Annotated in this window: 5 protein-coding genes (1 of these 5 only partly in view); all 5 read left to right on the forward strand. The window is 74.2% G+C overall.

The annotated features are described in order from the left end of the window. Tightly spaced (each overlapping or abutting the next), the 5 genes in view from ETD85_RS66635 to ETD85_RS00350 form a layout consistent with a single transcriptional unit that may run on beyond the window. Complete coding sequence (locus ETD85_RS66635; RefSeq protein WP_170246432.1) at window positions 1–1,485, forward strand: thioesterase domain-containing protein; 1,485 nt, start codon at window positions 1–3, stop codon at window positions 1,483–1,485. Next, window positions 1,482–6,182, forward strand: coding sequence for a non-ribosomal peptide synthetase (locus ETD85_RS00335; protein ID WP_138687518.1), 4,701 nt, complete (start codon window positions 1,482–1,484; stop codon window positions 6,180–6,182). Before ETD85_RS66635 ends, ETD85_RS00335 begins: the two co-directional genes overlap by 4 nt. Then, window positions 6,179–11,551 (forward strand): type I polyketide synthase, encoded by a 5,373-nt coding sequence (locus tag ETD85_RS00340; protein ID WP_138687519.1) that lies wholly within the window; start codon window positions 6,179–6,181, stop codon window positions 11,549–11,551. Before ETD85_RS00335 ends, ETD85_RS00340 begins: the two co-directional genes overlap by 4 nt. Next, window positions 11,548–11,739, forward strand: a complete 192-nt coding sequence (locus ETD85_RS00345; RefSeq protein ID WP_138687520.1) for an MbtH family protein — start codon at window positions 11,548–11,550, stop codon at window positions 11,737–11,739. Before ETD85_RS00340 ends, ETD85_RS00345 begins: the two co-directional genes overlap by 4 nt. Next, a protein-coding gene (locus tag ETD85_RS00350; protein ID WP_138687521.1) for a non-ribosomal peptide synthetase crosses the window boundary here: on the forward strand, window positions 11,732–13,253 show its start. It continues 1,619 nt past the right edge of the window; the window shows 1,522 of its 3,141 coding nt (coding positions 1–1,522); it begins with the start codon at window positions 11,732–11,734; its stop codon lies off the right edge, out of view. Before ETD85_RS00345 ends, ETD85_RS00350 begins: the two co-directional genes overlap by 8 nt.

Here is a 13,253-nt window from a genome sequence, read left to right on the forward strand (position 1 = left end):
GTGCTACCCGAGACACCGTTCGCCTCCCTGAGGCGACACCCGCCCGGCACTCCACTCCTCTTCTGCCTCCCCTACGCGGGTGGAGACGTCTCCGCCTTCTGGGCGTGGCGGCAGGCGTTCGACGGGGTCTTCGACGTACGGGTGGTGATGCTCCCCGGTCGTGAAGGCCGGGTTGCTGAACCCGGGGCCCTCTCCCCGGAGCTGATCGCACGCTCCATCGCCGCCCACCACCGCACGCCGTACTCGATCTACGGGCACAGCATGGGCGGCCGGGTCGCCTTCGAGGTGGTGCGCGAGCTGCGGCGGCTGGGCGTGCGAGCGCCCGAGTGCCTCTACGTCGGCGCCGCGCACCCGCCGGAGCGCCGGGAGACGCTGGGGCGGTGGACGGGCCTGGGTGACGAGGACCTGATCGAGGAGCTGATCCACCGGCTGGGCGCGCCCGCGGAGTTACGGACGCAGCCCGAGGTCAAGGCGCTGCTCATCCCCGCTCTGCGGACGGACATGGAATGGCTGCGCCGCTACCGCTTCGCCCGGCAGGAGCCGCTCGACGTCCCCATCGTCGCCTTCGCCGGCGCTCATGACCGGGAGGTCGCCCATCCCGTCATGCTCGGCTGGGCCCGCCACACCTCCTCGACCTTCCGCCTGCACACGCTCGACGCCGCGCACCTCTTCCTCGCCACGCACGGCGATCAGGTGGCGCGGACGATCGCGGCGGGCCCCCAGCAGCGCCCGGCCCCGGACGAGGTGCACGTGTGGCTGGCCGACCTTGAGGAACTGCCCGAGCTGTGCGCGGCCGTCGAGGAGCTGTCGCCCGGGGAGGCGGCACGAGCGGCCAGGCTCGGGCAGGAGGACCGCCGGCGCTGGTTCGTCGGCAAGTCGGTGCTGCGGCGGCGGCTGCTCAGGGAGTACGGGGTCGAGCATGGAGCCGGCGAGCCGCGTACCCGGCCAGGCGGCGGCGAGCCGGGCACCCGGCCGGGCGGCACCAGGCCGGGCACCGGGACCGAGCTCACCTGCAGCCTCGGCCAGTCGGGCGGGCTCGTGCTGGTCGCGCTGACGGCGGGCCGGGAGGTGGGCGCCGGCCTCGCGCACCTCCGCCCGCCGGCCGGCGAGCAGGCCCCTTTCGAGGAGGCGCTGGACGAGCGGGAGCGCGATGAGCTGGCCGCCCTACCCGAGGAGCTGCGGTTGCACAGCGCGCTGCGCATGTGGACGGCGAAGCAGGCGGTGCTGAAGGCGGCCGGTGACGGGATGCGGGCAAATCCGGCGCTGTTCGGGTTCGCCGGGCAGCGGCCGGGCACGACGTGGACGCCCGAGGTGGCGCCCGAAGCGACGCCCGGGATGGCGCGGCTGGCGGAGTGGCGGGTGACGCACCTGCCGCTGGGCCGGGCGGTCGCCGCGATCGCCGTCCGCGCGCCGCGCTTCCTGCTGCGTTTCGAGACGGTACGGCAAGGCCGGCTGGTACGGCAGGGCGTGGAGGCCGCAGGATGACGCTCCTCAGCAGTCTGATCACGGCCCAGGCCGCGCGGACCCCGGCTGCCCCGGCGGTCCGGCAGTGGGAGAACGTGCTGACCTACGCCCAGCTGGTCGAGCAGGCGCGGGTGCTGGCGGGCCGGCTCCGCGAGCTCGGCGTCGGGCCGGAGACGCGGGTGGGCCTGTGCGCCCGCCGGACCCCGCTGATGCCGGTGGCGGTGCTGGGCATCCTGCTCGCCGGCGGGGCCTACGTGCCGCTGGATCCCGGTCATCCGCGCAGGCGCCTGGAGGAGGTGCTGGAGGACGCCGGGATCGCGGTGATCGTCGCGGACTGGCGCGGCCGGGAGCTCCTGGAGGGCTGCGGCCGTACCCTCGTCCCGGCGTCGGCCGGCGCCCCCACCCCGCAGGAGAGCCACGCCGAGCCAGGCACCGCGACACCACGGAAGAGCCATCCCGAGCCGGGCAACACGGCACCGCGGGAAAGCGGCGCCCTGCCGGGCAACGCGGCCTACGTCATCTACACCTCGGGCTCCACCGGCCGGCCCAAGGGCGTGGTGGTCAGCCATCGCAGCGCGGTCGCCTTCGCCACCTCGACGGCCGCGCACTTCGGCCTGGACGCGAGCTGCCGCTCGGTCGCCTTCTCCGCGCTGGGCTTCGACGTCTCGGTGCTGGACATGCTGGCCCCGCTGACCGCCGGCGGCTGCGTGCAGCTGGTGCCGGACGAGGACCGGGTGGATCCGGCCCGGTTACAGCGCTTCCTGGAGGAGCACGACGTCACCTGGGGGTTCATCCCGCCGGCGTTGCTGCCGCTGGTGGATCCGGCGCGCCTGCCGTACCTGAAGGACGTGGTGACGGCGGGCGAGCCGCCCGGGCCCGAGCAGGTGGCGCGGTGGTCGGCGCACGCGCGCTTCCACAACTGGTACGGCCCGACCGAGTCGACCGTCTGCGTGGTGGGCGGCGAGTTCGACGGCGTGTGGGAGCGCCCGCTGCCGATCGGGCGGCCGCTGCGCGGCTGCCGGGCGCACATCCTCGACGAGGACCTGAACGAGTGCCCGCCCGGCGTGCCCGGTGAGCTGTTCATCGGCGGGCCGCAGGTGAGCCGCGGATACCTGGGCCGGCCGGGGCTGACGGCCGAGCGTTTCGTGCCCGACCCCTTCGCGGCGGAGCCCGGCGCGCGGCTGTACCGGACCGGCGATCACGTGGCGTGGGAGGAGGACGGCCAGATCTCGTTCATGGGCCGCCTCGACCGCCAGGTGAAGGTCCAGGGGCAGCGGGTGGAGATCGGCGAGGTGGAGTCGGCGCTGCGCGCGCATCCCGGGGTGCTGCAGGCGGTGGTGGACTTCGCGGGCGAGCTGGTGGCCTACGTCACGCCCGAGGACGCGCCCGGCCTGGCCGAGCTGCGCGCGGATCTGGCGGTGCGGCTGCCGGCGTACATGCTGCCGAGCAGGCTGGTCCGGCTGGCCATCCTCCCGCTGAACGCCTCGGGCAAGGTCGACCTCGCCACGCTGCGGGCGCGGTCCCGTCCGGAGCGGGGAAGCGGCACGGGGCTGGCCGGGATCTGGGCGCGGGTGCTGGCGGCACCCGCCCCGGACGACGAAGACGACTTCTTCCAGCGCGGCGGCCACTCGCTGCGGGCGATGCGGCTGGTGGCCGCGGTACGCGCGGAGCTGGGCCGCGCGGTGTCGGTCGAGGACGTGTACGCGGCCAGGACCTTCGGCGAGCTGCGCGCGCTGGTGGAGCGCGCGCCTCAGGAGACCGCGGCGGCGCCGCCCGCCGGGAGCCCGGCCGCGCTCTCCCCCGCCCAGCGCCGGATGTGGTTCGTCGAGCAGCTGGCGCCGGCGTCCACCGCGCACAACATCGCGATGGCCGAGCGGATCCGCGGCCCGCTCGACACCGCCGGCCTCCAGCGCGCGCTCACGGCCGTGGTGGCGGTCCACGAGGCGTTGCGCTGGCGGGTGGGCGCGCGCGAGGGGATCCCCGAGGTGACGGTCGCGCCGCCGGGCGAGGTGCCGCTGCCGATCGACGACCGCTCCCCCGGAGAGCTGGCCGAGGCGTTGCAGGCGGAGGCGCGGGCGCGGTTCGACCTGGCCGCCGGGCCGCTGTTCCGGGCCCGGCTCATCCGGCTCGGCCCGGACGAGCACGTGCTCTGCCTGACCGCGCACCATCTGGTGTTCGACGGCTGGTCGCAGGACGTGCTCTACCGGGACCTGGCCGTCGCCTATCGCGGCGAGCAGGTCGAGGTGCCGGAGCACGGGTTCGCCGACTACGTGCGCTGGCTGCGCGGGCACGGCGACGGCCAGGCGCTGAGCTGGTGGCGGGAGCACCTGCGCGATGCCCCGCTGGTGCTGGATCTGCCGAGGGACGCGCCCAGGCCGCCCGCGCAGACCTTCCACGGCGCCTCCTGCCGGGGCGCGCTGGACGCGACGCTCGCCGGGCGGGTGGCCGAGCTGGCCGCGGAACTGGGGGCCACCCCGTACGCGGTGCTGCTGGCCGCCTTCGGCCGGCAGCTGGCCAGGCTGTCGGGGCGGGACGACCTGGTGGTGGGAGCGGCGTACGCCGACCGGCCGCACGTGGCGTTCGAGTCGTTGGTGGGCATGTGCGTGCAGGTCCTGCCGCTGCGGCTGCGCCCTCAGGGGGACTTCGCGCAGCAGGTGACGGCGTGCGCTGCCGAGCTGGGCGCGGCGATCAGGCACCGGGACGTGCCGCTCGGGCAGCTGCTGGAGTCGCTGCGGCTGCCGCGAGATCTGAGCCGCAACCCGATCACGCAGGTCATGTTCAACATGTACAACTTCGCGCAGGCCCGGCTGGAGCTGGCCGGTTGCGCGAGCGAGCCGTTGCCGCCCGGGCTGCCGGGGGCGCTGTTCGACCTGACCATGTACGTGAGCGAGCAGCGCGACGGTTACGCGCTGGAGCTGGTCTACAACCCCGACCTCTATACGGCCGAGCGCATGGCGGCGCTGGTCGGCGGCTACGTCGAGCTGCTCGGCGAGCTGCTGACCGGGCGGGCAGGCCCCGAATCCCCCGACGAGGAGCTCCCGGGCTGGGCCGGGCCCGGCCTGCTGGAGCTGGCCGGCGACGCGCATGCGCGGGAGCGGCGGCGGACCGAGGCGGCGCTTCGGGAAGCGGGTGTCGAGCCGGGGGCCGTGGTGGCCGTCGTCGCCTCCCGGGTGCCCGAGCTGCCGGGGATCCTGCTCGGCGTGCTGGCGGCGGGGGCACGGTGGGTGGTGATCGACTCGGCGTACCCTCCTGCCGTGCGGGAGCGGCAGATCGCCGCCGCGGGAGCCCGGGCGGTCCTGCGGGAGCACGAGATCGAGCTGCGCGAGGGCGGCGCCGATCTGCCGGGGCCCGGCTATCTCTCGATGACCTCGGGCACCACAGGCGATCCCAAGCCGGTCGTCACCGGCGAGCGGCCGCTGGCTCATTTCATCTCCTGGTACGTCCGCACCTTCGCCGTCGGGCCGCACGATCGGTTCGCGCTCCTGTCCGGCCTGGCCCACGATCCGGCGCTGCGCGACATGTTCGTCCCGGCCGCGGCGGGCGCCGAGCTGTTCGTGCCCGACCAGGAGCTGGTCCGCGATCCCGCCAAGCTCGCCACCTGGCTGCGCGAGCACGCGATCACCGTCCTGCATCTGACGCCGCAGCTCGCGGCGATGCTGGCGGGCACCGGAGCCACGCTGCCCGACGTGCGGCTGGCCGGCGTGGGTGGCGACCGGTTCACCGGTGCCGAGGCGGACAGGCTGCGTTCGCTGGTGCCCGATGCCCGGCTCGTCGCCTTCTACGGCACGACCGAGACGCCGCAGGCGCACGCGTGGCACGAGCTCGTGGAGCCGTACCCGGAGATCGTGCCGATCGGGCGCCCCGTCGAGGGCAGCGAGATCATCGTGGTGGCGCCGGACGGCAGGCGGGCCGGTGTGGGCGAGCTCGGCGAGGTGGTCGTCCGTAGCCGCCACCTGGCCACCGGCTACCTGGATCCGGCGCTGACCGGCCGGCGCTTCGCCGGCGACCGCTTCCGCACCGGCGACCTCGGCCGGCTCAACCCCGACGGCACGATCACCCCGGCGGGGCGCGCCGACGACCAGGTGAAGGTGCGCGGGTTCCGGGTCGAGCTGGGCGAGGTGGAAGCGGCGCTGGCCGCCTGCCGGGACGTGCGGGCCGCCGCGGCCGTGATCGAGGGCGGCAGGCTCATCGGGTACGCCGTGCCCGCCCGGCCGGGGCTGGCGGCGCACCGGATCCTGGCGGAGCTGCGCCGCGTGCTGCCCGAGCACGCCGTGCCCGCCGAGGTGGTGGAGCTGCCCGCGCTGCCGCTGACGCCCAACGGCAAGGTGGACCGCGTCGCGCTGCGCGGGCGGCCGGTCGAGCAGCCGAAGGCCGACGGCCGCCCCGGCGGTCCCGCGCAGGGGGTCGACGGTCCCACGCAGAGGACGGTCGCCCAGGTGTGGCACGCCGTGCTGGGCATGCCGCGGCTCGGCCCCGACGACAACTTCTTCGAGCTCGGCGGCCACTCGCTGGCCATGGCCGCCGTGCAGGCGCGACTGAAGGCGGCGACCGGCCGCGAGATCCCGATCGTGGAGCTGTTCCGGCATCCCACGATCCGCACGCTCGCCGCTCATCTTGACGGCGCGGGCGGCAGTCCGGGGCTGGACCGGGCGGCGCGCCGCCTGGCCGTACGACGAGACAGGTTGAGGAACCGCAACGAGAAGGGGACTGCCCCATGACGGACGAGCCCACGGCTGAGCCGATCGCGATCATCGGCTTGTCGTGCCGGGTCCCGGGAGCGGGTGACGCGCAGCGGTTCTGGCGCAACCTCGCCGACGGCGTCGAGTCGCTGACCACCTACACCCTGGAGGAGCAACGGGCGCTGGGCGTGGCGGAAGGCATGCTGTCCGACCCGAATTTCGTGCCCGCCGCCATGGTGCTGGACGACCATCAGGACTTCGACGCGGGATTCTTCGGCATGTCGATCAGGGAGGCGGAGGTCCGCGACCCGCAGCATCGGCTGTTCCTCGAGCTGTCGCACACGGCGCTGGAGGACGCGGGCTACGACCCGTTCCGCTATCCGGGCGAGATCGGGGTCTACGCCGGGACCGGGACGGACGCCTACCAGTGGCGCAACATCCGCAGCAACGCCCAGGCCCACAAGAACGCCGGCTGGCTGGCGGTCATGGTGGGCAACCACGTCGACTACTGCGCGACCCTCACCTCCTACAAGCTCGACCTGCGCGGCCCCAGCTACACCGTGCACACCGCGTGCTCCAGCGCGCTGGTGGCGGTGCACATCGCGTGCGAGGCGCTGCGCAACGGCGAGTGCGACATGGCGCTGGCCGGCGCGGCCATGCTGGACCTGCCGCAGGGCGAGGGGTACGTCTACGACCAGGACGGCATCGTCTCGCCCGACGGGCACACCCGCTCCTTCGACGCCGAGGCCGGCGGCACCATCTGGGGCAGCGGCGGCGGCGTCCTCGTGCTGAAGCGGCTGTCCGAGGCGATCGAGGACCGCGACAACATCCGCGCGGTGGTCCTGGGCAACGCGATCAACAACGACGGCGCGAGCAAGGTGGGCTTCTCCGCGCCGAGCCTGGACGGGCAGGCCGCGGTGATCGCGCAGGCGCTGGGCGTGGGCGGCGTGGATCCCCGGACGGTCACCTACGTCGAGGCGCACGGCACCGGCACCGCGCTCGGCGACCCGATCGAGGTGGCCGCGCTGTCCAGCGTGTTCGCGCAGCACACGGCCGACACCCAGTGGTGCGGCATCGGCTCGGTCAAGAGCAACATCGGCCACCTCGGCCAGTCGGCCGGCATCCCCGGCCTGGTCAAGATCGTGCTGGCGCTGGAGAACCAGCTGATCCCGCCGACCCTGCACTACACGAGCCCCAACCCGAAGATCGACTTCCCGTCGAGCCCGTTCTACGTCGTCTCCTCGCCGACGAAGTGGGAGCGAAACGGCCACCCGCGCCGCGCCGGGGTCAGCTCGTTCGGCATCGGCGGCACGAACGCGCATGCCGTACTGGAAGAGGCGCCGCCGCGCCCGCCGCTCCCCCGCGAGCGGCCCGCGCACCTGCTGAGGCTGTCGGCCAGGACGGAGTCGGCGCTGGCCGCCGCGCGGGAACGGCTGGCGGCGCACCTGGCCGCGCACCCCGAGACGGACCTGGCCGACGTGGCCTTCACGCTGCGGGTGGGCCGCCGCGAGCTCAAGCACCGGGCCTCCGTCGTCACCACGTCACCGGCGGACGCGGTGGCCGCGCTGGCCGACCCCAAGCGGATCGTCGCCGGCGCCAAGCCGAAGCGGCCCGCGCAGGTGGCCTTCCTCTTCTCCGGTCAGGGCTCCCAGTACGGCGGCATGGCCGCGGAGCTGTACCGGAACGAGCCGGTCTTCCGTGAGGCGGTCGACGAGTGCGCGGCCGTCCTGGACGTGCGCGAGCAGATCTTCGCCACCGGCGAGGAGGCGGACGAGGCGCTGAGGCAGACCTCGCTCACCCAGCCCGCCCTGTTCACGGTCGAGTACGCGCTGGCCAGGCTCTGGCTCTCGCTGGGCGTCGAACCGGCCGCGATGATCGGCCACAGCATCGGCGAGTACGCGGCGGCCACCATCGCCGGCGTCTTCACGCTGCCCGACGCGCTGCGGCTGGTCGCGGCGCGCGGGCGGCTGATCCAGGGCATGCCGCCGGGCTCCATGCTGGCCGTGCAGCTCATGCCCGACGAGATCGCGCCGATGCTGCCCGACGACGTCTCCGTGGCCACCGTCAACGGCCCCGGCACGTGCGTGGTGTCCGGCCCGTCCGAGTCGGTCAGGGAGCTGGCCGAGATGCTGGAGGAGGAGGGCATCGGCTGCACGCCGCTGCGCACCTCGCACGCCTTCCACTCGGCGATGATGGAGCCGATGCTCGGCGAGTTCCGCGAGCTGGTCGCGGCCGTCGGGCCGGCCGCGCCGAGCCGGCCGTTCCTGTCCAACGTGACCGGCACCTGGATCACCGCCGCCGAGGCCACCGACCCGTCCTACTGGGCCAGGCACGTGCGCGAGCCGGTCCGCTTCGGCGACTGCGTCTCGGCGCTCCTGGCCGACGGCGAGTGGATCATGATCGAGTGCGGGCCGGGCCGGCAACTGTCCGGCCTGGCGGACACCCAGCTGCCCGCCGGTGCGATCGCCCCGCTGCCGTCGCTGCCCGGACCGCGCGACCGGGCCGGTGACGTCGCGGTCTTCTCGCGGGCCGTGGGCGCGCTCTGGGTCCACGGCATCGAGCTGAACGACTTCGGCGGCCCCGGCTTCCGCGTCTCGCTGCCGGGTTACCCGTGGGAGCGGCAGCGTGCCTGGATCGACCCGGACCCGCAGGGCGCCTTCGCCGGCGGCGTCGCCCGCCCGCGGCAGGCCGACGGGCCCCTTCCGCCCGAGCAGTGGTACGGCGTGCCCGTCTGGCGCCAGGCGCCCGCCGGCCCGGCGACGCCGGCGCCGATCACCCGCTGCCTGGCCTTCGTGGACGAGGACTCGGCCGCGCTGGCCGACGCGCTGCGCGCCTCCGGGGCCGAGGTCACGGAGGTACGGCCGGGCACCGCGTTCGGCACTTCCGACGGATATTTCACGGTACGGCCGGCCGTACGGGAGGACTACGACGCGCTGCTCGAAGCGGTCGGCGCGATCCCCGAGCGGATCGTGCACGCCTGGGCCCTCACCGGCGGCGAGCACACGTGGGCGGCGCAGGACCGCGGCTTCTTCGGTGTCCTCGGTCTCGTGCAGGCGCTCTCGGCGGCCCAGCCGCCGGACGGCGTGCAGCTCGATCTGGTGACCGCGGGCACGATGGACGTCGTCGGCGACGATCTGACCAGGCCGGAGCATGCGACGCTGGCCGCCTTCGCCCGGGTCGTCCCGCTGGAGACGCCGTGGCTGCGGGTCCGCCACATCGACGCGGCCGATCGGGACGCGGTGCGCGGGGTCGCCGCCGAGCTGGGCCGCGAGGCGGAGCCCGGCGAAGCCGGGCTGCTGACCCCGGTCGCCCTGCGCGGCGGGAAGCGGTGGCTGCTCGGATACGAGCAGGTGGAGGTGGCGAGCGAGCCGGGTGAGCCGCGCGACGGCCAGGTGTACGTGATCACCGGCGGTCTGGGCGGCATCGGCATCTCGCTGGCCGAGGACCTGGTGGCGCGCGCCCGCGTCAACCTCGTCCTGACGTCCAGGAGCGGGCTGCCCGGCGGCCCGCCGCGGTCGGCCCGCGAGGCGCGCGCCGTCGAGGCGATCCGCCGGCTGGAGGCCGCCGGGGCTCGCGTGCTGACCCTCGCCGCCGACGTGACGGATCCGGCGGACATGCGCAGGGTCAGGGACGAAACGCTCGCCGCCTTCGGCCGGGTGGACGTGCTCGTGCACGCGGCCGGCCTGCCCGGCGGCGGCATGGCCCAGATCAAGGAGAGGGAGGCGGCCGAGGCCGTGCTCCGCCCCAAGGTGCTCGGCACGCTGGCGCTCCGGGAGGCCTTCGGCGACCTGGAGATGGAGGCCGTGGTGCTCTGCTCGTCGATCACCGCGGTGGCCGGCGGGTTCGGCCAGATCGACTACTGCGCGGCCAACAACTTCCTCGACGCGCACGCCCGCGCCGGGCAAGGCTGGAACGCGGCCCAGATCGTCAGCGTCAACTGGGGCAAGTGGCTGGAAGTCGGCATGGCGGCGGAGACCGCGGCGCCCGCCGGATTCGTCGCGTTGCAGCGCGGCGACCGGATCAAGGCGATCGACCACCCGGTCCTCGACGCCCGGCACGCCGGCGAGGGGCTCGACTGGTGCAGCGGCACGCTCTCGCCGAGCACGCACTGGGTGCTGGACGAGCACCGCATCTCCGGCGTACCGGTGCTGCCCGGCACCGGTCACCTGGAGCTGGCCAGGACGGCCGCCGAGGCGGTGCTGCCCGGCGACGGGCTCGTCGAGCTGCGGGACGTGGTGTTCGTCGAACCGCTGTCGGTGGCCGACGGGGCGACCGCCGAGGTGCGGGTGGTCTTCACCCCGGAGGCGGACGGCGCGGAGTTCCAGGTGCAGAGCATCATCGGCGGGTCGCACGGCACCCATGCCAGAGGGCTGGCGGCCAAGGTGAACCCGCCCCCGGCCGACCGCGTGGACCTGCGCGCGATCATGGATCGCTGCGTGCCCGCGGCGGACGGGCAGGGCGGCGTCCCGCTGTCGGGCCTGCTCACGCTGGGCGGACATTGGAGCAGGACCCTGACCGCCACGCACATCGGCCGGCAGGAGGCGCTCGGCCTGTTCGAGGCCAACGACGTGCTGCTGGCCGACCTCGACCGCTGGGGGCTGCACCCGGCCCTGCTCGACGCCGCCACCACCTTCAGCTGGGTCCAGATCGAGGGTCACTACCTGCCGCTCGGCTACGGCCGCATCACCGTGCGCGGGAGCCTGCCCGAGGCGTTCTGGAGCCACCTGCGCGTCACCAGCACCGACACCGATGAGGTGCTGGTCGTCGACGTCACGTTGATCGCGCCCGACGGCACGGTGCTGGTGCAGGTCTTCGACTACGTCCTCCGGAGGATCGACACCGATGCCGTGGTGTCCGGGATCGTCGCCAGCGCCGGCTCTCAGGGCGCGGCCCCGGCCGGCCAGGTGGCCGACGACGCGGTCGGCATCCGGCCGGCCGACGGGGCCGTCTCCCTGCGCCGGCTGCTCGCCGCCCCGCTCGGACCCCAGGTCGTGGTGGCCGCCAGTACGGTGGCCGAGCTCATGGCCGGCGTCGGCTCGCTGACCCAGGAGACCGTCGAGACCGAGCTCGATCCGGCGGCGGTCGCCGACCGGCAGGACAAGGCGCCCGCCGAGGGTTACGTCGCCCCGCGCAACGACGCCGAGGCCACGATCGCCCGCCTCTGGGGCGAGGTGCTCGGCGGCGACCACATCGGCATCGACGACGACTTCTTCGAGCTGGGCGGCAACTCGCTCATCGCGGTCCAGCTCATCGCCCTCATCCGCAAGGAGCTGGGGGTGCGGCTGCCGATGCGCAGCCTCTTCGAGGAGCCGACCGTGGCCCAGGTCGCCGCCCTGATCGACGCCGCGCGGTCCACGCCTGCTCCCGCCACCCAGACCATCCCCCGCCTCCCCCGGAGTTCCGCATGAGCGCAGAGACCAAGGTCGTTCTCAACGACGAGGAGCAGTACTCCATCTGGCCCGCCGACCGGGACAACCCCTCCGGCTGGTACGACGCCGGCTTCTCCGGCACCAAGGACGAATGCCTGGAGCACATCGAGCAGGTGTGGACCGACATGCGGCCGAAGAGCCTGCGAGAGGCGATGGACAGTGAGTGATGCCTTCCCCGCTTCCTCCGGCCAGGAGCGGATGTGGTTTCTGTCGCGCTTCGAGCCCGACCTGGCCGTCTACAACATCGGGATGCTGATGCCGATGGGGGCCAGGCAGCCGGTGGACCCGCGCCGGCTGGAGCAGGCGATCGATCTGGTGGTGCGGCGCCATGAGGCGTTGCGCACCACGTTCGAGTTCCGGGACGGGCAGGTCGTGCAGATCGTCAGCCCCGGCGCGCCGCCCACGGCGCTGACGGAGACGGACCTGACCCACCTGCCGCCGGCCGCCGCCGAGGCGGAGCTGGCCCGCCTGGCCAGGGCGGACGCGGTCGTGCCGTTCGACATGGAGCGGGCGCCGCTGTTCCGGGCCAGGCAGGTCAAGCTGGCCGAGGGCGATCTGCGGCTGGTCATCGTCTTCGACCACACGATCTTCGACGGCGTCTCCTCCATGATCTTCATGGAGGAGGTGGGGGAATGCTACGACGCGCTCGGCGAGGACCGCGCGCCGAAGCTGCCCGAGCTGCCGATCCAGTTCGCCGACTTCGCCGTGTGGCAGCGCGGCCGGCTGTCCGGCGAGTTCCTGGAGACCGAGCTGGCGCACTGGCGCGAACGGCTGGCCGGGGTGCCCGCCGACCTCGCTCTGCCGGGCGACCGGCCGCGGCCGGCCCGCCGTACCTATCGGGGCGAGATCCGGCTCGGCGCCTACTCCCCCGAGCTGTCGGAGGGCGTGGAGCGGCTGGCCAAGGAGCTCAACGCGACGTTGTTCACGGTGATGCTCACCGCGTACGCGAGCGTGCTGTCGCGCTGGTCCGGGATCGACGACATCGTGGTGGGCACGCCGATCGCGGGACGGCTGCTGCCCGAGACCGAGCCGGTCATCGGCATGTTCGTCAACGCGGTGCCGCTGCGCGTGGACCTGTCGGGCGCGCCCAGCTTCCGCGAGGCCGCCGCGCGCGTGCGGGCGACGGTGGCGGAGGCGCTGGACCATCAGGAGCTGCCGTTCGAGCGGCTCGTGGAGGACCTGCAGCCGGCCCGGGATCTGAGCGTGCCGGCCCTCTACCAGGTGATGTTCAACCTGGCCGTCCGCACCAACGAGGGGCAGATCGGCAACGGCACCGCGAAGGTGGACATCCAGCTCGACGTCAACATGCGTGACGGGCGGTTGCACACCCGGCTGGAGTACGCCACCGACCTGTTCGATCCGGAGACGATCGAGCGCTTCGAGGCCAACCTGCGGACCCTGGTCGAGGCAGCCGTCGCCGACCCCGACCGGGCGGTGTCCGCGCTCCGGGTGCTCCCGGAGGAGGAGCGCCAGCGGGTGCTGGCCCTCGGGGCCGGCGCGCCCCGGGCCGCGCCCGGGACCCTGCACGCGTTGATCGAGGCCCAAGCCGCCGCGACTCCCGGCGCTCCCGCGGTGGTCTCCGGCGATGCCACGCTCACCTACGCCGAGCTCAACGGCCGCGCCAACCGGCTCGCCCGGTGGCTGCGGCACATCGGCGTCGAGCGCGGCCGGCCGGTCGCGG

The sequence above is a fragment of the Nonomuraea zeae genome (assembly GCF_005889725.1).
Lineage (GTDB): Bacteria > Actinomycetota > Actinomycetes > Streptosporangiales > Streptosporangiaceae > Nonomuraea > Nonomuraea zeae.

What these genes read in the sequence shown, in the direction of transcription:
- ETD85_RS00345 (WP_138687520.1), top strand. Translation starts at nt 11,548, where the DNA reads ATGAGCGCAGAGACCAAGGTCGTTCTCAACGACGAGGAGCAGTACTCC.
- ETD85_RS00340 (WP_138687519.1), top strand. Translation starts at nt 6,179, where the DNA reads ATGACGGACGAGCCCACGGCTGAGCCGATCGCGATCATCGGCTTGTCG.
- ETD85_RS00335 (WP_138687518.1), top strand. Translation starts at nt 1,482, where the DNA reads ATGACGCTCCTCAGCAGTCTGATCACGGCCCAGGCCGCGCGGACCCCG.